This is a genomic window from Streptomyces chromofuscus (genome assembly GCF_015160875.1).
Lineage (GTDB): Bacteria > Actinomycetota > Actinomycetes > Streptomycetales > Streptomycetaceae > Streptomyces > Streptomyces chromofuscus.
In genome coordinates, this window is sequence record NZ_CP063374.1 from 4,619,196 (window position 1) to 4,635,832 (window position 16,637).

Annotated in this window: 20 protein-coding genes; 18 read left to right on the forward strand and 2 right to left on the reverse strand. The window is 70.6% G+C overall.

All coding sequences use genetic code 11. The features are described 5' to 3' along the window. From IPT68_RS20825 to IPT68_RS20860, 8 genes are all read left to right on the forward strand, one after another. Positions 1-771, forward strand: a complete 771-nt coding sequence (locus IPT68_RS20825) for a cytochrome c biogenesis CcdA family protein (RefSeq protein WP_189701327.1) — start codon at positions 1-3, stop codon at positions 769-771. A 3-nt stretch (positions 772-774) separates the two neighbouring features. Continuing rightward, a complete protein-coding gene (resB, locus tag IPT68_RS20830) occupies positions 775-2,496 on the forward strand; it encodes a cytochrome c biogenesis protein ResB (protein WP_189701328.1) in 1,722 nt (573 codons plus the stop codon). Beyond that, on the forward strand, positions 2,493-3,602 hold the full coding sequence (gene ccsB / locus IPT68_RS20835; RefSeq protein ID WP_189701329.1) for a c-type cytochrome biogenesis protein CcsB: 1,110 nt from the start codon (positions 2,493-2,495) through the stop codon (positions 3,600-3,602). Before resB ends, ccsB begins: the two co-directional genes overlap by 4 nt. A gap of 115 nt (positions 3,603-3,717) precedes the next feature. After that, positions 3,718-4,323 (forward strand): RNA polymerase sigma factor, encoded by a 606-nt coding sequence (locus tag IPT68_RS20840; RefSeq protein WP_228039790.1) that lies wholly within the window; start codon positions 3,718-3,720, stop codon positions 4,321-4,323. 59 nt (positions 4,324-4,382) lie between these two features. After that, the gene (locus tag IPT68_RS20845) at positions 4,383-5,228 is read left to right on the forward strand and encodes a CU044_5270 family protein (RefSeq protein ID WP_189701330.1); all 846 of its coding nucleotides are present in this window, start codon (positions 4,383-4,385) and stop codon (positions 5,226-5,228) included. 37 nt (positions 5,229-5,265) lie between these two features. Next, positions 5,266-5,661 carry an SRPBCC family protein gene (locus tag IPT68_RS20850; RefSeq protein WP_189701331.1) on the forward strand — a complete coding sequence of 132 codons (396 nt, stop codon included), beginning with the start codon at positions 5,266-5,268 and terminating at the stop codon, positions 5,659-5,661. Positions 5,662-5,992: 331 nt separating this feature from the next. Further along, positions 5,993-6,532 (forward strand): DUF6232 family protein, encoded by a 540-nt coding sequence (locus IPT68_RS20855; RefSeq protein WP_189701332.1) that lies wholly within the window; start codon positions 5,993-5,995, stop codon positions 6,530-6,532. Further along, on the forward strand, positions 6,529-6,894 hold the full coding sequence (locus IPT68_RS20860; RefSeq protein ID WP_189701333.1) for a hypothetical protein: 366 nt from the start codon (positions 6,529-6,531) through the stop codon (positions 6,892-6,894). Before IPT68_RS20855 ends, IPT68_RS20860 begins: the two co-directional genes overlap by 4 nt. A gap of 226 nt (positions 6,895-7,120) precedes the next feature. Here the strand turns inward: IPT68_RS20860 and IPT68_RS20865 are convergent, their stop codons facing one another. Continuing rightward, positions 7,121-7,429: a PLD nuclease N-terminal domain-containing protein gene (locus IPT68_RS20865; protein ID WP_189701334.1), complete on the reverse strand. Its 309-nt coding sequence runs from the start codon at positions 7,427-7,429 to the stop codon at positions 7,121-7,123. Positions 7,430-7,518: 89 nt separating this feature from the next. Between IPT68_RS20865 and IPT68_RS20870 the strand changes: the two genes are divergently transcribed. The 10 genes from IPT68_RS20870 to IPT68_RS20915 all read left to right on the forward strand — a co-directional run bounded on the left by IPT68_RS20870 (position 7,519) and on the right by IPT68_RS20915 (position 15,793). Further along, the gene (locus IPT68_RS20870) at positions 7,519-8,970 is read left to right on the forward strand and encodes a menaquinone biosynthesis decarboxylase (protein ID WP_189701335.1); all 1,452 of its coding nucleotides are present in this window, start codon (positions 7,519-7,521) and stop codon (positions 8,968-8,970) included. Further along, entirely contained in the window at positions 8,967-9,869 is a 903-nt protein-coding gene (mqnP, locus tag IPT68_RS20875) for a menaquinone biosynthesis prenyltransferase MqnP (RefSeq protein ID WP_189701336.1), read from the forward strand. The genes IPT68_RS20870 and mqnP overlap by 4 nt, the downstream gene beginning before the upstream one ends. A gap of 46 nt (positions 9,870-9,915) precedes the next feature. Then, positions 9,916-10,488, forward strand: coding sequence for a Uma2 family endonuclease (locus IPT68_RS20880; protein ID WP_189701337.1), 573 nt, complete (start codon positions 9,916-9,918; stop codon positions 10,486-10,488). A 31-nt stretch (positions 10,489-10,519) separates the two neighbouring features. After that, on the forward strand, positions 10,520-11,194 hold the full coding sequence (locus IPT68_RS20885; protein ID WP_189701338.1) for a UbiX family flavin prenyltransferase: 675 nt from the start codon (positions 10,520-10,522) through the stop codon (positions 11,192-11,194). 59 nt (positions 11,195-11,253) lie between these two features. Then, positions 11,254-11,709 (forward strand): Lrp/AsnC family transcriptional regulator, encoded by a 456-nt coding sequence (locus IPT68_RS20890; RefSeq protein ID WP_189701339.1) that lies wholly within the window; start codon positions 11,254-11,256, stop codon positions 11,707-11,709. 81 nt (positions 11,710-11,790) lie between these two features. Further along, the gene (gene mqnE, locus IPT68_RS20895; RefSeq protein WP_189701340.1) at positions 11,791-12,954 is read left to right on the forward strand and encodes an aminofutalosine synthase MqnE; all 1,164 of its coding nucleotides are present in this window, start codon (positions 11,791-11,793) and stop codon (positions 12,952-12,954) included. 109 nt (positions 12,955-13,063) lie between these two features. Next, on the forward strand, positions 13,064-13,717 hold the full coding sequence (locus tag IPT68_RS20900; protein ID WP_189701341.1) for a UdgX family uracil-DNA binding protein: 654 nt from the start codon (positions 13,064-13,066) through the stop codon (positions 13,715-13,717). A gap of 356 nt (positions 13,718-14,073) precedes the next feature. Then, positions 14,074-14,598, forward strand: a complete 525-nt coding sequence (locus IPT68_RS20905) for a GNAT family N-acetyltransferase (protein ID WP_189701342.1) — start codon at positions 14,074-14,076, stop codon at positions 14,596-14,598. 98 nt (positions 14,599-14,696) lie between these two features. Further along, positions 14,697-14,996, forward strand: coding sequence for a DUF4229 domain-containing protein (locus IPT68_RS20910; protein ID WP_189701391.1), 300 nt, complete (start codon positions 14,697-14,699; stop codon positions 14,994-14,996). Between the two features lie 113 nt (positions 14,997-15,109). Further along, positions 15,110-15,793 (forward strand): TetR/AcrR family transcriptional regulator, encoded by a 684-nt coding sequence (locus IPT68_RS20915; protein ID WP_189701343.1) that lies wholly within the window; start codon positions 15,110-15,112, stop codon positions 15,791-15,793. Here IPT68_RS20915 and IPT68_RS20920 read toward each other — a convergent pair. Next, positions 15,776-16,606: a MaoC family dehydratase gene (locus tag IPT68_RS20920; protein WP_189701344.1), complete on the reverse strand. Its 831-nt coding sequence runs from the start codon at positions 16,604-16,606 to the stop codon at positions 15,776-15,778. The genes IPT68_RS20915 and IPT68_RS20920 overlap by 18 nt on opposite strands. Positions 16,607-16,637: the final 31 nt, after the last annotated feature.

Sequence of the window (16,637 nt, forward strand, 5' to 3'; positions counted from 1 at the left end):
GTGTCCGCAGTGACCGAGCTCGCCGCCACCGGACTCAACGACACCGTGCGCAACGGGGCCCTGCTGCTGGCCCTGCCCGTCGCGCTGCTCGGCGGCCTCGTCTCCTTCTTCTCCCCGTGCGTCCTGCCGCTCGTCCCCGGCTACCTGTCGTACGTGACCGGGGTCACCGGCACCGACCTGGCCGAGGCCCGGCGCGGGCGGATGGTCACCGGCGCCTCGCTCTTCGTCCTCGGCTTCACCGTCGTGTTCGTCTCCGGCGGGGCACTGTTCGGCTACTTCGGCTCGACGCTGCTGGAGCACCAGAGCACGCTGACAAGGGTGCTCGGCGTGCTCATGGTCCTCATGGGCGTCTTCTTCATGGGGCTGATGCCCTGGCTCACCCAGCGGGAGTTCCGCTTCCACACCCGGCCGACGACCGGGCTGGTCGGCGCTCCGCTGCTGGGCGCGCTGTTCGGCATCGGCTGGACGCCCTGCATCGGCCCGACGCTCGCCTCCGTACTGGCGCTCTCCTCCAACCAGGCCAGCGCCGGACGTGGCGCCCTGCTCACCGTCGCCTACTGCCTCGGCCTCGGCGTGCCCTTCGTGCTGGCCGCCGTCGCCTTCCGCAAGGCCCTCGGCGCCTTCGGCTGGGTCAAGCGCCACTATGTCTGGGTGATGCGCATCGGCGGGATCATGATGATCCTCACCGGTGTGCTGCTGCTGACCGGCGCGTGGGACCGCCTGGTGCAGGAGATGCAGACCTGGTCCAACGGCTTCACTGTGGGGATCTGATCGATGAGCAAGACGACGACACGCTCCGCCGAGGACCAGGGTCCCGACCAGGAACTGGGCGCGGCCGCCTCCCAGCTGTCCACCGCGCCCGTCGAGGAGGCGCCGAGCGGCCCCGCGCTCGGCGTCGTCGGCTGGGCACGCTGGTTCTGGCGGCAGCTCACCTCCATGCGGGTCGCGCTGCTGCTGCTCCTGCTGCTGTCGCTGGCCGCGATCCCCGGCTCGCTGATCCCGCAGACCGGCGTCGACGCCACCCAGGTCGCCGACTTCCGTCGGCGGCACGAGACCCTCGCGCCGCTCTACGACAAGCTCGGCCTCTTCCACGTCTACAGCTCGGTGTGGTTCTCCGCGATCTACATCCTGCTGTTCGTCTCCCTCATCGGCTGCATCGTCCCGCGCACCTGGCAGTTCGTCGGCCAGCTGCGCGGCCGGCCGCCGGCGGCGCCCAAGCGGCTGACCCGGCTGCCCGCCCACACCACCTGGCGCACCGAGGCCGAGCCCGAGCAGGTCCGCGAGGCCGCGCTCGCCCTGCTGAAGAAGCGCCGCTTCCGCGCCCACGTCACCGGTGACGCGGTCGCCGCCGAGAAGGGCTATCTGCGGGAGGTCGGCAACCTCGCCTTCCACATCGCGCTGATCGTGATGCTGGTCGCCTTCGCCTGGGGCCAGCTGTTCAAGTCCGAGGGCAACAAGCTGATCCTGGAGGGCGACGGCTTCGCCAACACCCTCACGCAGTACGACGACTTCAAGTCCGGCAACCTCTTCAGCCAGGACGAGTTGGACCCGTTCAGCTTCACCCTGAAGGACTTCCACGGCACCTACGAGGCCACCGGCCCCAACCGCGGCACCCCGCGCACCTTCCAGGCGACCCTCACCTACAGCGTCGGCGCCTACGGCAAGGACCGGGACGCCACCGTCAAGGTCAACGAACCGCTGGAGATCGGCGGCTCGAAGGTCTACCTGGTCAGCCACGGCTACGCCCCGGTCGTCACCGTCCGGGACGCCGAGGGGAACGTCGTGATGGACAAGACGGCCGTGCCGGTGCTGCCGCTGGACGCCAACGTCACCTCCTCCGGCGCGATCAAGGTGATGGACGGCTACCGCAACGCCGAGGGCGAGCGGGAGCAGCTCGGCTTCAACGCCTTCTTCGTGCCGTCCTTCGCCGGTGAGGGCCACGGCACGATGCTGTCCCAGTTCCCGGCGATGCTGAACCCGCGGCTCGCGCTGTCGGCGTACCACGGCGACCTGGGTGTCGACTCCGGCATCCCGCAGAGCGTGTACCAGCTGAACAAGAAGAACCTGGAGGAGTTCAAGGACTCCAAGGGCGAGCTGTTCAAGAAGCGGCTGGCGGTCGGCGAGACCATGACGCTGCCCAACGGCGCCGGCTCGGTCACCTTCGAGGGCGTCAAGGAGTGGGCCGGCTTCCAGATCACCCAGCAGCCCGGCAGCGGCTGGGCGCTGGGCGGCGCCGTCGCCGCGATCCTGGGCCTGGCCGCCTCCCTGTTCGTCCAGCGCCGCCGCGTGTGGGTGCGCGCCGTGCGGGGCGCCGACGGGGTCACCGTCGTGGAGATGGCCGGCCTCGGCCGCAGCGAGTCCGCCAAGGTGCCCGAGGAGCTCGGCGACCTCGCCGGGACCCTCTACGAGAGGGCGCCGGGCGCGCCCGATCCGGACGACGACCATTCCGATTCCCCCGACTCCCATGCCGTACCTGCCGAAGGGGCTGAGAAGTGACTCTCGCCGCCGCGACCAATGAGAACCTCGCGGACCTCAGCAACACGCTGATCTACTCCGCGATGGCCGTCTACACCCTGGCCTTCTTCGCGTACATCACCGAATGGATCTTCGGCAGCCGCAGCAGGGTCGGCCGCACCGCCGCCGCGCTCACCTCCGCCGGCAGGACCGCCGCGGCTCCGGCCGTCACGGTGAAGAACGCGGGCGGGACCACCGTCCTGGAGCGGCCGAAGGTGGTCGTGCGGGCCGCGTCCGGCAGCCGGGACGTGCCCGACGGGCCCGGTGCGCACGGCGGGGACGAGCAGGGCGACCTCTACGGGCGCGTCGCCGTGTCGCTCACCGTGCTCGCGTTCCTCATCGAGTTCGGCGGCGTGCTCGCCCGGGCCCTGTCGGTGCAGCGGGCGCCGTGGGGCAACATGTACGAGTTCAACATCACCTTCTCCACCGTCGCCGTCGGTGTGTACGTCACCCTCCTGGCGCTGAAGAAGAACGTGCGCTGGCTCGGCCTCCCGCTGGTCACCACGGTCCTGCTCGACCTCGGCCTGGCCGTCACCGTGCTGTACACCGCCAGCGACCAGCTGGTGCCCGCCCTGCACTCGTACTGGCTGTACATCCACGTCTCCACCGCGATCCTGTGCGGGGCCGTCTTCTACGTCGGCGCGGTGTCCACGGTGCTCTACCTCTTCCGCGACTCCTACGAGAACAAGCTGGCGGGCGGCGGCGCGCCGGGCCGGTTCGCGGCCTCCGTGCTGGAGCGGCTGCCCGCGGCGGCCTCCCTGGACAAGTTCTCGTACCGCGTCAACGCCGCCGTCTTCCCGCTGTGGACGTTCACGATCATCGCGGGCGCGATCTGGGCGGGCGACGCCTGGGGCCGCTACTGGGGCTGGGACCCCAAGGAGACCTGGTCGTTCATCACCTGGGTCGCCTACGCCGGCTATCTGCACGCCCGCGCCACGGCCGGGTGGAAGGGCCGCAAGGCCGCGTATCTGGCGCTGCTGGCGTTCGGGTGCTGGCTGTTCAACTACTACGGCGTGAACATCTTCGTGACCGGCAAGCACTCCTACGCCGACGTCGGCCTGGGCGCGCTCCAGTCCGTCGGGTTCTGACCCCGGACACCCGGACCCCGAACACCCCGCACAAGGACCAGCCGTGCGGAGAAGGCCGGTTCCTGTGGCCCGCGTCACAGGAACCGGCCTTCGTCGTGCGGACAGACAAGGGGGCGTGGACACGAATCTGCGGAAACGCATCCGCGCGGGGGACCACGACGCCTTCGGTGAGCTCTTCGACGCCTACGCGCGCTCCGTCTACAACCACGCCTTCCGGCTCACGGGGGAGTGGGCGGTGGCCGAGGACGTCGTCTCGCTGACCTTCCTGGACGCCTGGCGGCTGCGCGAGAAGGCGGACCCCGAGGGAGGCTCCCTGCGCCCCTGGCTGCTGGGCATCGCCACCAACGTCACCCGCAACACCCGCCGCGCCGCCCGAAGACACGCGGCGGCGATCGCACGGCTCCCGCGTGACGAGCCGGTGCGGGACTTCGCCGACGAGGTCGCCGGGCGCGTCGACGACGCCGCCCAGCTGGCCCTCGTCCGCACCGCCCTGGCCGAGCTGCGGCGGGCCGAGCGCGAGGTGCTGGCGCTGTGCGTGTGGGCGGGGCTCGACTACCAGGCGGCCGCCCAGGCGCTGGGGGTGCCGGTGGGGACCGTGCGGTCGCGGCTGTCGCGGGCGCGGACAAAGCTCGCGAAACACATGGAACTCCCCGACGGTCGCGGACAGATGAGAGGTGACCGCACCACCGCGGTCAGGCCCATCCAGGAGGGAAACCTGTGACCGAGTTCCCCGAGAGAGACCTTCCGCCGGGCCGTCACCGACTCCTCAAGGAGCATCTGATGACCGAGATCCGGCAGGCCTTTGACCCGGCGCCCGCGCGCGCCGCCCGCAAGCCCTGGCTGCGCCCCGCGCTGCTGGCGGGAGCCGTCGCGGCCGTCGCGGCGGTCGCGCTCACCGTCGCCGTGCCCTCCGGCCCCTCCGGGGCGCCCGCCGCCTCGAACGAAGCGGTGGCGCTGCTGGAGGACATCGCCCTGGCGGCCGAGAAGTCCGGCGCGCCGGACGGCATCCGGGACGACCAGTTCGTCTACATCAAGAGCCGGGACGCCTACACCACCCGGACCAACGGCGGCCCCGAGAAGCTCGACCCCGTCCGCGACCGGGAGATCTGGCTGTCGGTGGACGGCACTCGTGAAGGGCTGCTGGAGGAGGACCGGCCGGGCAACGAGCACGTGCCGCTTGAGCCCGATGCCCCGGACAACGAGCGGGCCACCAACTACCGGGCGCTGTCCGGGCTGCCGACCGACCCGGACGAGATGCGCGACTGGCTGTACCGGACCGCCGCGGCGCAGGTCGACGCGGAACGCCCGGACCGGGACCACGCCGCCTTCGTCCTCTTCGGCGACCTGATCCGGGAGTCGCTGATGCCGCCGGAGGTCGGCGCCGCCCTGTACCGGGCCGCCGCGATGATCCCCGGCGTCGAGGTGGTGCACGGCGTCCGGGACTCCGTGGGGCGCGAGGGCGTCGCGATCACCCGGGCCGGCGGCGACGGACGCGAGGAGCTGATCTTCGACGAGAAGACGTTCACGTTCCTCGGTGAGCGCGTGCTCGACGCCGACGGCACGGTGGACGGCATCAGCGCGGTCGTCCGGCGTGCGGTCGTCGACAGGGCGGGCGAGCGTCCGTAGGCGTGCGCGGCCCGGCGTGACGGGTCAGGCTGGTGTCATGAGGGGTTCCATCGAGCAGGGCATCAGCCAGACCCACGGGAACACGCACATCCTGCACTTCCTGGTGCGGCTTCCGCTGCCCATGGAGCAGGTCTGGCCCTCGGTGGCCACCGCCGAGGGCCTCGCGACCTGGTTCACCCCGGCCGACGTGCTCGAACCCCACCTCGGCGGCGCGGTCAGCCTGCGCGACACCGGGTCCGGGCAGATCACGGCCTGGGACGTCGACCGGGTCGCCGAGTACACGCTGGAGGGCGGCGGCCGCATCCGCTTCCACCTGGAGCGGGACGGGGAGCAGGGCAGCGCCTTGCGCTTCACCCACGAGTTCGAGGGAGAGCGGGAGACGGAGCGAGCGTGGCGATCCCGCTTCGAACGTCTGATCGAGGAAGTGGGGTGACCCCGCCCCGGTGGCGTCGTCATCCGTCGGCAGGGCCCAGCGTCCCGTGAAGCGGCGGTAGGCGGTCGGCGGGCACGTCGGGCTGGGGTCGAGTTCGTCCTCGGCCGGCCATCTCGTCCGGGCCGGCTCGCCGCGTCAACTCTTCACACGGTGCCCACACTTGACAGTGCTGTTCGGCTTGCGTGGAGGACTCGTCACGTAGTTAATGTTCTCCACCCAGTGATGGGGTATCACTCCGACTTCATGGGGCAGATTCATGCACACGGCCCACCCCCCGTCCGGCGACATCCCGGACAATGCTCCGCCCTTACCTCCCACGCCACCGCCTCTCATGGGCAGCATTGATCTACGCGTCAGCAAACGGCTGCTGTGGGTCGGCGGTGCCGCCTACCCGTTGCACAACATCGTGAGGGTCTACACCCTCACCGTCCGTCCCCGGCGCAAGGACGCCACCATCCGCTTTCTGAAAAGCACCACGATCACACTGGCGACAGCAATCGCCCTCACCATCCTCAGTGCCATGACCGCCGTGGCGAGCGGAGAGGCGGCAGGACTGCTGGTCACGTTCGTGTGGCTGGGAACGGTGGCGGCGATCATCTACTTCTTCGTGGAACTGGTGTTGGTGCTGAGCGCGCAATCGCACTTCGTCCTGGCCGTGGAGACGTCCGGGGCCTCGACTGCGGTGGTCACCAGCAACAACCCGCACCACCTGACCCAACTGGTCGGCCACATCGTCCACGCCATTGAGAACCCGGAATTCGAGTTCCACGTGACGGTCGGAACCATCAACATCAGCCCGAAGAACTACTACTTCGGCGACAACGTCAATATGTACGGCGGCACCGGCAACGTGGGGATGGTGAGCGCATGAGCGGTCAGAACTTCTACTTCGGCGACAACGTCAACATGCACGGGGGCACCGGTCACACCGGCTTCGTCAAGGGGCAGGTGGCGGCCGCGAACGTCACGGGGGCCGCGGCGTCCACGGACCTGCAGGCCGCCGTGCAGCACCTTCTTCAGGTTGTCGAGGAGCTCCGCGACAGGCTCCCGGCCGCCGAGGGCGAGGTTCTCGACGACTACCTGCCGGCCATCACGGCCGACACCGCGACTGTCCCGCCACAGGCCCGCCACCGCGCGCTGTACGCCGTCGCGGGTATCGCCGCAACGGTCGGTGCCCTCGGCCAGCCGGTTGTCGAAGCCGTCAACAAGGTCCTCGAACTGCTCGCGGCGTAGCCAACCACGTGGACCGCGCACGGGTCTCGTGGCTCCTCTCTTCCGCCGACGAACGGCCTTTCCACCGGGCGGGGGAGCGGCGGACGGGACCGGGCCCCGGCCCCGAAGGCCGGAGCCGTGGGATTCACTCCTCCCCGACGTCCTCATTCCACAGCGCCGGGTTGGCCTGGCGGAAGGCGCGCATCATCGCCACGCACTCGGGGTCGTCCACGAGACGACTGACGCGTCAGCTGTCGTCGCCGTCCTGCTTCTTGCCCTTCTTCTTGTCCTGCTCCTCCTCGGAGAGCGACCGCAGGAACTCGGGGTTGTCGTCCGGGGCGACCCACTGGCCGCGACGTCCGACCTGGCCGGCCGGGCGGCGCCGCTTGCCCGCGATCAGCCAGGAGATCGAGCCGACGAGGGGGAACAGGAGCACCAGGATCGCCCACAAGGGCTTGGGGATGTGCCGGATGTCCTTCTCGTCCGTGCTGATGCAGTCGATGAACGCGTACACGCTCAAGGCCAGCGGTACGACGAACATCAGGATCCGGAGCATCGGCGGTCACCTCGTGGAACGGCGGTCGGGGGCCGCGCACACGGCCCCCGTGACGGGGCCAGGGTAGCCCCTCGGGGATACTTGACCCCATGGCTTACGACGATCTTCGCTCCCTGCTCAGGGCACTGGAGCGCGAGGGGGACCTGAAGCGCATCAAGGTGGAGGTCGACCCGTATCTGGAGGTCGGGGAGATCGTCGACCGGGTGCAGAAGGCGGGCGGGCCCGCGCTGCTCTTCGAGAAGGTGAAGGGGTCGTCGATGCCCCTCGCCATGAACGTGTTCGGGACCGACCGGCGGCTGCTGAAGGCGCTGGGGCTGAAGTCCTACGCGGACATCAGCGACAAGATCGGCGGGCTGCTGAAGCCGGAACTGCCGCACGGGTTTGTCGGGGTGCGCGAGGCCTTCGGCAAGCTGGGCGCGATGACGCACGTACCGCCGAAGAAGGTGAAGGACGCCCCGGTGCAGGAGGTCGTCCTGCACGGCGACGACGTCGACCTGGAGCAGCTGCCCGCCCTGTTCACCTGGCCCAAGGACGGCGGCTCCTTCTTCAACCTGGGCCTGACCCACACCAAGCACCCCGAGACCGGCGTGCGCAACCTCGGCCTGTACCGCCTCCAGCGCCACGACAGGCGCACGATCGGCATGCACTGGCAGATCCACAAGGACAGCCGCAACCACTACCAGGTGGCCGCCCGGCGCGGGGAGCGGCTGCCGGTCGCGATCGCCTTCGGCTGCCCGCCCGCCGTGACGTACGCCTCCACCGCCCCGCTCCCCGGTGACATCGACGAGTACCTGTTCGCCGGGTTCATCGCCGGCAGGCGGATCGAGATGGTCGACTGCAAGACGGTGCCGCTGCAGGTGCCGGCGCAGGCGGAGGTCGTCATCGAGGGCTGGCTGGAGCCCGGTGAGATGCTCCCCGAGGGCCCGTTCGGCGACCACACCGGTTTCTACACGCCGCAGGAACCCTTCCCCGCACTGAAGATCGACTGCGTGACGATGCGGAAGCGCCCGCTGCTCCAGTCGATCGTCGTGGGCCGCCCCCCGACGGAGGACGGACCCCTCGGCCGGGCGACGGAGCGTTTCTTCCTCCCCCTGCTGAAGATCATCGTCCCGGACATCGTGGACTACCACCTGCCCGAGGCGGGCGGGTTCCACAACTGCGCGATCGTCTCGATCGACAAGAAGTACCCCAAGCACGCGCAGAAGGTGATGCACGCGATCTGGGGGGCGCACATGATGTCCCTCACCAAGCTGATCGTGGTGGTCGACTCCGACTGCGACGTGCACGACCTGCACGAGGTCGCCTGGCGGGCCCTCGGCAACACGGACTACGCCCGCGACCTCACGGTCGTCGAAGGCCCGGTCGACCACCTCGACCACGCGTCCTACCAGCAGTTCTGGGGCGGCAAGGCGGGCATCGACGCGACGAAGAAGTGGCCCGAGGAGGGGTACACGCGCGACGGGGGATGGCCCGACATGGTGGAGTCCGATCCGCGGACGGCGGCGCTGGTGGACCGCCGCTGGAAGGAGTACGGCCTGTGAGTTCCGCTTCCGCCGCGCTCCCGCAGCCGGGCCGCACCAAGGCGTTCCTGCGCCTGGTGATGATCGAGCACTCGGTCTTCGCGCTGCCCTTCGCCTACATCGCCTCGCTCACGGCGATGTTCCAGTGGGACCGGAACATCCACTGGGGCCGTCTGCTGCTGGTCACCGTCTGCATGGTGGGCCTGCGCACCTTCGCCATGGCCGTCAACCGGATCATCGACCGCGAGATCGACGCCCGGAACCCGCGCACGGCCCACCGCGAGCTGGTCACGGGCGCGATGTCGGTGCGGCACGCCTGGACCGGCGCCCTGATCGCCCTGGTCGTCTTCCTCGGCGCGGCGGCGCTGCTCAACCCCCTGTGCCTGGCCCTCGCGCCCGTCGCGGTCGTCCCGATGGTGGTCTACCCCTACGGCAAGCGGTTCACGAACTTCCCGCAGGCCATCCTCGGCCTCGCCCAGGCGATGGGCCCGGTCGGCGGCTGGCTGGCGATCAGCGGAGCCTGGTCCTGGGAGGCCGTGATCCTCGGCCTCGCCGTGGGCGTCTGGATCGGCGGTTTCGACCTGATCTACGCATGCCAGGACGTCGAGACCGACCGCGAGATCGGCGTCATGTCCGTTCCGGCCCGCTTCGGCATCCCGGCGGCGATCCGGTCGGCCCGCGTCTGCCACGCCGTGACGACGGCCCTGTTCGTCTGGTACGGCCTCGCCACCGACGCGGGCGCCTTCTTCTGGCTGGGCCTGCTGATCGTCGCGGGCGCGTTCGTGTACGAGCACACCATCGTCCGCCCGCACGACCTGTCACGGCTGAACAGGGCGTTCTTCAGCGTCAACGGGTTCATCGGGATTGCCCTGTTCGTGTGCGCGCTGCTCGATCTTCTGGTTCGGGGTCTGACCGTGTGAGTACGGTGCGGCCTACCATCGAGGGCAGGACCCCAGGGAGGCCACCGTGACCGTCTCGGGCATCGACCGCCTGCACTCGCAGCTCAGCAAGCTGGAGGATCTCTTCCCCGGCTATCTGACGGAGATTGTCGAGGGCAGCATCGTGATGAACCCGGTCAGGGCGTTTCACGGGAGGACCATCCAACGGCTGTGGTCCATCGTGGAAGGCCAGTTGCCACCCGGCTGGGCCATCGTGAGCGATGTCGCCTTCCCCTTCGACGACGCCAATGAGTTCTGCCCCGACCTCGCTGTCATCCCGGCCGAGGCGGAGGCCGAGAACCGCGCCGCGTACCCGGCCGACCTGATCGAGCTCGTGGCCGAGGTGGTGTCCCCGGAAAGCGTCCGCCGCGACTACGAGTTCAAGCCCCGCTGGTACGCCTCCCGCGGCATCGCCAACTACCTGGTGCTCGACCCGCTCCAGGGGCACATCGTGACGATGTGGAATCCCGGCCCCGACGGCTACCGCGGCCGAGACCTCATCCCGTACGGCCCCGATCTGTCCGTGGACACCTCGCTGGGCAAGCTGACGCTGCCGACCGGTCAGCTCCCCGTCGATCCCAAGGCGGCCGACCCGTCCTGAGGTCCGCCCCGCTCACCGGTACGCTCAATATGTGAACGCAGGGGAATCGCAGCGCGTGCCTTGGATCGTGGGGGTGTCCGGAGCATCCGGGACGCCGTATGCGGCTGCAGTGCTGCGTGCGCTGCTGGAGGCGGGGGAGAGCGTCGACCTGGTCGTCAGCCGGGCCTCCCGGCTCACCCTGCTGGACGAGACCGGCCTCCCCTTCCGGGACGCGCACTGGCGCGACGACCTGCGGCAATGGCTGTCCAGGGGAGCCGACGGCAAGCCGGACACCTTCGACGTCGCGCTCGACGACGTACGGCACTGGAGCGCGGGCGACCTCGCCGCCGGGCCGTCCTCGGGGTCGTACCCCGCGAAGGGGATGCTGATCGTGCCGGCGTCCACCGCCTGCGTCGCCGGAGTCGCCCTCGGGCTCTCCAAGGACCTGCTGCAACGGGCCGCGAGCGTCACCTTGAAGGAAGGGCGTCCACTGGTCGTCGCCGTGCGCGAGGCCCCGCTCGGCGGGCAGACGCTGCGGCACCTGGTCTCCCTGGACGACGCCGGCGCGGCCGTCGTACCCGCCTCGCCCGCCTTCTACGCGGGCGCCACGCACATCCAGGACCTCGTCGACTTCGTCGCCGGACGGGTCCTCGACGCGGCCGGCGTCCCCCACACGCTCTACCGCCGCTGGGCCGGCGGACTGGGCGGCGGTTCGCGCACCACCTGAGCGCCACCTGCACTTACCAGGAACACGTCAGACCTCTTCAGCGGAAGGCTTCGATCGCAATGGACGCCGTGGACAGGCAGCTCATCCAGGCCCTCAGGGAGAACGGCCGGGCCTCCTACGCGGAGCTGGGGCGCCTCGTCGGCCTGTCGGGACCCAGCGTCACCGACCGCATCAACCGGCTGGAGGCCGCCGGCGTCATCACCGGCTACCGCGCCACCGTGAACGCCGCCTCCCTCGGTCTCGGGGTCACCGCCCTGATCGGCATCTCCCTCTCCGACGCCGCCGACCACGAGGACGTCGCGCAGCGGCTGAGGGACCTGCCGGAGATCGAGGACTGCTGGTTCATCGCCGGGGACGACTCGTACATGCTCAAGGTGCGGGCGACCGACGTGGACGGGCTGGAGAAGATCATCCGCCGGCTGAGCGGAACCAAGGGCGTGTCCCGGACCCGGACCACCATCGTGCTGTCCACGAAGTGGGAGAACCGGGTGGGTGAGCTGCCCGAAGAGGTGTAGGCGCCCAGCGCCCACGGGGCCGCCCGGCCCGCGAGGGGCGGGGAGTACGGTTGGCGAAGTCTGTCTGAGAGAGGTGTGCGCATGGATGTCGGGCTCAAGCGCGAGCTGGAGGAGAAGGTCCGCTCCGGTGAGCGGCTGACCCGCGAGGACGGCATCGCGCTGTACGGGTCGGACGACCTGGCCTGGCTCGGCGGCCTCGCCCACGAGGTGCGCACGCGCAAGAACGGCGACGTGGTCCACTTCAACGTCAACCGCCACCTCAACATGACCAACGTCTGTACGGCCTCCTGCGCGTACTGCTCCTTCCAGCGCAAGCCCGGCGAGAAGGACGCGTACACCATGCGCATCGAGGAGGCCGTCAAGCTCGCCAAGGCGCTGGAGGCCGACAACCTCACCGAGCTGCACATCGTCAACGGGCTGCATCCCAACCTGCCCTGGCGGTACTACCCGCGTTCGCTGCGCGAGCTGAAGGCCGCCCTGCCGAACGTGTCGCTGAAGGCCTTCACGGCCACCGAGATCCACCACTTCGAGACCATCTCCGGGCTCTCCGCCTCCGAGATCCTCGACGAGCTGATCGACGCGGGCCTGGAGTCCCTCACCGGCGGTGGCGCGGAGATCTTCGACTGGGAGGTCCGGCAGCACATCGTGGACCACCGCACCCACTGGGAGGACTGGTCCCGCATCCACCGGCTGGCGCACGAGAAGGGACTGAAGACCCCGTGCACCATGCTCTACGGCCACATCGAGGAGCCCCGCCACCGCGTCGACCACGTGCTGCGCCTGCGCGAGCTGCAGGACGAGACCGGCGGCTTCCAGGTCTTCATCCCGCTGCGCTACCAGCACGACTTCGTCGACATGCAGGACGGCAAGGTACGCAACCGGCTCCAGGCCCGCACGACCATGGCGACCCCGCTGGAGGCGCTGAAGACCTTCGCCGTCTCCCGGCTCCTGTTCGACAACGTGCCGCACGTCAAGGTCTTCTGGGTGATGCACGGCGTGCAGACCGCCCAGCTCGCCCTCCAGCACGGCGCCGACGACATGGACGGCTCGGTCGTCGAGTACAAGATCACGCACGACGCCGACAACTACGGCACGCCCCACAAGCTCACTCGCGACGACCTGCTGGACCTCATCCGCGACGCGGGCTTCCGGCCGGTGGAGCGCAACACGCGCTACGAGATCATCCGCGAGTTCGAGGGTCCCGACCCGGCACGCCGTGAGGCGCCGCAGCCGATGCGGGTGTGACGTCGCGGGGGCGGTGAGCTGTCCATGGGGGCGGGCAGGCGCGCGGCCGGACGCCGGTCCCCCGCCCGCGCCCGCGTTCCCGGCCGGCCACCAGGGGTACCCGGCGACCGTGACCTCACGCACCACCGCCCCCGAGGACCAGTACACCGCCGAGCCCTTCGTTCCGGAGAGCGCCGGGCTCGCGGACCTGCGCAAGGCCGCCTCCGGCTGCCGGGGCTGCCCCCTCCACCGGGACGCAACTCAGACCGTGTTCGGCGCCGGGAACGAGCACGCCCGCGTCATGCTCGTCGGCGAGCAGCCCGGCGACCAGGAGGACCGCCAGGGCCGGCCCTTCGTCGGCCCCGCCGGGAAGCTGCTCGACCGGGCGCTCGCCGAGGCCGGTATCGACCCCGGCGAGGCGTACGTCACCAACGCCGTCAAGCACTTCAAGTTCACCCGGGCGGAACCCCGCAAGCGGCGGATCCACAAGGCGCCGAGCCTGCGGGAGACGACCGCGTGCGGTCCGTGGCTCGCCGCCGAGCTGGCCCTCGTCGAACCCGAGCTGATCGTGGTGCTGGGCGCCACCGCGGGCAAGGCGCTGCTGGGCTCGTCGTTCCGGGTGACGCAGGTGCGGGGGACCGTGCTGGAGGAGGAGATCCACGGGCGGCGCGAACGGCTGGTGCCGACCGTGCACCCGTCGTCGGTCCTGCGCGCGGACGACCGTGAGGCGGCCTACCGGGGGCTGGTCTCGGATCTGACGGTGGCGGCACGGGCACTGTCCTAGCCGTACTCGGCCGTCACCAACGTCATGACCCAATACACCTAGCGCACGCACGCTGCGCCGGCCGGGCGCTGTCCTGGCGCACGCACGCCCTCCTGACACGGGTGCTGTCATGGCGCGCCGGGCGCTGTCCTGACACGGGCGCTGTCCTGGCGCACGCACGCCCTCCTGGCACGGGTGCTGTCATGGCGCGCCGGGCGCTGTCCTGACACGGGCGCTGTCCTAGCGCACGCACGCCGTCCCGGCACGGGCGTTGCTTCGGAGCGGGCGTTGCTTCCGCACGGGCGCTGTGCCGGCACGCACGCCGGCTTGGCCCGGGTGCTGTCCTGGCCGTGCGAGGCGAAAAATACGATTCGCCCATGCCCCTTGCCTTCGTTCTCGACCCCGCCGTGGACCGCCCCCTGCGCGACGGCCTGCTCGACCTGTGGACGGATGTCTCCAACGCCGACGGAGCCGTCGGTTTCGTGCCGCCCGTGACCCGGGAGACCGTCCGCCCCGAACTGGTGAAGCAACTCGTGGCGATGGCAGAGGGCCGCAGCCGGCTGCTCGCCGGATTCGACGAGGACGGCCGGGTCGCCGCGACCGCGTTCCTCACCTTCAACACGCACCGGCTGATGCGGCACTGGCTGTGGCTCTACACCGTGATGGTGCATCCCCGTCACCAGGGCAAGGGCTACGGCCGGGACCTGCTCGCCGCCGCGGCGGACGCCGCCCGCGGGATCGAGGGGATCGAGGCGATACGGCTGACGTGCCGGGGCGGGCTGGGGCTCGAGCGGTTCTACGAGTCCTCCGGCTACAAGGAGGTCGGCCGAGTCCCCGCCGCCATCCGGGTCGCGCCCGGCGACGACCGCGACGATGTCGTCATGCTCCTGCCGCTGCACTGAGCGCCGCACCCCCGCTTGCGGGATCCGCCGCCGGACGTGCTTCACTGGACGGTGCCCTTTGGGTGGTTCTGGCCGTTCGATACGGAAGAGTGGATGAGATGCTCCGCTACACGCTGATGCGCCTCGGGATCTTCGTGGGCTGCTTCGTGGTCGTCTGGGGACTCGTCTACTCCGGTCTCGCCCCGCGTGGACTCGGCTCCTCCAACGGCGTCTGGGTGGTGCTGCTCGCGCTGGTGATCTCCGCGCCGATCAGCTTCGTCGTGCTGCGCAAGGAGCGGGACCGGGCCTCCGTGCAGATCGTGCAGAAGGTGGACCGCGCCAAGGCCAACCTCGAGGCCAACCGCAGCCAGGAGGACGCCGCCGACGACACGGCACGTGCGCAAGGGCATGCTTCGTAAGGTTTGCTCGCGGCTCGCCGGTGGAGGAGCGGGACCGGGTGGCCGTCGCCGCCTGACCCGGCTCAGACCGGAACCGGCCTGAGGCGTGGTCCGCGGACCGTACGCTGAGCCGCATGGGTGCCGTCAAGACCAAGCGGATGCCGCGTGCGGTCCGTGAGCAGCAGATGCTGGACGCCGCCGTCCAGATCTTCGGGCAGCGGGGCTACATCGCGGCGTCGATGGACGACATCGCCGAACTGGCGGGCGTGTCGAAGCCGTTGGTGTACCTCTACCTCAACTCCAAGGACGACCTCTTCACGGCCTGCATCCGCCGCGAGGCCCAGGCCCTCTTCGCGGCCGTACGGGCCGGGGTGCGGCGTGAGCTGCCCGCCGACCGTCAACTCTGGGACGGGCTGCTGGCGTTCTTCACCCACACCGCCCGGCACCCCGACGGCTGGTCCGTGCTGCACCTCCAGGCCCGCACCCACGGGGAGGTGTTCGCCGCCGAGGTCACCGTGGTGCGCGCGGGCATCGTCGCCTTCGTCACCCAGCTCATCGCCGAGGCCGCGCGCGACGCCCTTGCCCGGTCCGCCGACCGGGCTCCGGCGGGCGGCGCCTCCGTGGACCCGCCGCTGCCCGAACGGGACGTCGCCGGGCTCGCCGAGGCCCTGGTCGGCGCCGCCGAGTCGCTCGCCGACTGGGCCAACGCGACCCCGTCGGTGACGGCCCGGCAGGCGGCGGCGACCCTGATGAACTTCGCCTGGACCGGGCTCGGCGAGCTCATGGCCGGCCGGCGCTGGTCACCGCCGAGCGCGTGAAGGGAGCGGGTGCACGGCTCCGCCGACGTGCACCTGGTCTCCCCGGCGCAGTTCGAAACGCCCGCCCCCGGCGGCGTACTCCACTGTCCCCGGCAGCGGCACCGGCGCCCGGAACTCGGCCCTGACCAGCACCGCTTCGGGTGTGCCGTGCGCGGCGAGACAGCGGGCCACCGTCCACATGCCGTGCGCGATCGGCCGCCGGAAGCCGAACGGGCGGGCGGTGAGCGGGTGCAGGTGGATGGGGTTGCGGTCGCCGGAGACGGCGGCGTAGCGCCGCCCGATGTCGGCGCGGAGCCGCCACTCCCCGCCCGCGGGCAGCGGCGTGCGCTCTTTGGACCCGGCCTGCGGTCCACCGTCGGTGCGGTGCCGGGCCAGATAGGTGCTGCGCGACTCCCACACGACCTCGCCGCCGGCCAGCGCCTCGGTCACCACCGTCGCCTCCGTCCCGCGCCGGTGCGGGGCCAGCCCCGCGACGCGCACGGCGAGGTCGTACGCGTCGGTGGCCGAGAGGGCGGTGTGGCGGGTCAGCTCGATCGAGGTGTGGACCAGGCCGAGCAGCGGCAGCGGGAAGTCCCGCCCGCCCAACAGCCGCATGGCCAGCGGAAAGGCCAGGACGTGCGGATAGGTGAGGGGGAGGGCGTCGGCGCCGGTGGGGAAGCCGCAGACCAGCTCGTAGGCGGCGAGCCGGGCCAGGTCGATCCGGACGCCGGACCGGACCAGCCGGGTGCGGGGGAAGCGGGCGTCCGGGCGAGGGCGCTTGAAGGGGGAGCGGAGCGCGCCGGTGAGGAGCGGGAGGTGGTCGGCCATGGTCATTCCGGTTTCCTCACCCTGTCCTTCACTCGCT

Bases quoted from the DNA above. Each gene is read 5' to 3' on its own strand.
- mqnE (WP_189701340.1), top strand. From the start codon at position 11,791: ATGGATGTCGGGCTCAAGCGCGAGCTGGAGGAGAAGGTCCGCTCCGGT.
- IPT68_RS20905 (WP_189701342.1), top strand. From the start codon at position 14,074: ATGCCCCTTGCCTTCGTTCTCGACCCCGCCGTGGACCGCCCCCTGCGC.
- IPT68_RS20890 (WP_189701339.1), top strand. From the start codon at position 11,254: ATGGACGCCGTGGACAGGCAGCTCATCCAGGCCCTCAGGGAGAACGGC.
- IPT68_RS20860 (WP_189701333.1), top strand. From the start codon at position 6,529: ATGAGCGGTCAGAACTTCTACTTCGGCGACAACGTCAACATGCACGGG.
- resB (WP_189701328.1), top strand. From the start codon at position 775: ATGAGCAAGACGACGACACGCTCCGCCGAGGACCAGGGTCCCGACCAG.
- IPT68_RS20845 (WP_189701330.1), top strand. From the start codon at position 4,383: ATGACCGAGATCCGGCAGGCCTTTGACCCGGCGCCCGCGCGCGCCGCC.
- IPT68_RS20910 (WP_189701391.1), top strand. From the start codon at position 14,697: ATGCTCCGCTACACGCTGATGCGCCTCGGGATCTTCGTGGGCTGCTTC.
- IPT68_RS20920 (WP_189701344.1), bottom strand. From the start codon at position 16,606: ATGACCATGGCCGACCACCTCCCGCTCCTCACCGGCGCGCTCCGCTCC.
- IPT68_RS20915 (WP_189701343.1), top strand. From the start codon at position 15,110: ATGGGTGCCGTCAAGACCAAGCGGATGCCGCGTGCGGTCCGTGAGCAG.
- IPT68_RS20850 (WP_189701331.1), top strand. From the start codon at position 5,266: ATGAGGGGTTCCATCGAGCAGGGCATCAGCCAGACCCACGGGAACACG.
- IPT68_RS20870 (WP_189701335.1), top strand. From the start codon at position 7,519: ATGGCTTACGACGATCTTCGCTCCCTGCTCAGGGCACTGGAGCGCGAG.
- IPT68_RS20855 (WP_189701332.1), top strand. From the start codon at position 5,993: ATGGGCAGCATTGATCTACGCGTCAGCAAACGGCTGCTGTGGGTCGGC.
- IPT68_RS20865 (WP_189701334.1), bottom strand. From the start codon at position 7,429: ATGCTCCGGATCCTGATGTTCGTCGTACCGCTGGCCTTGAGCGTGTAC.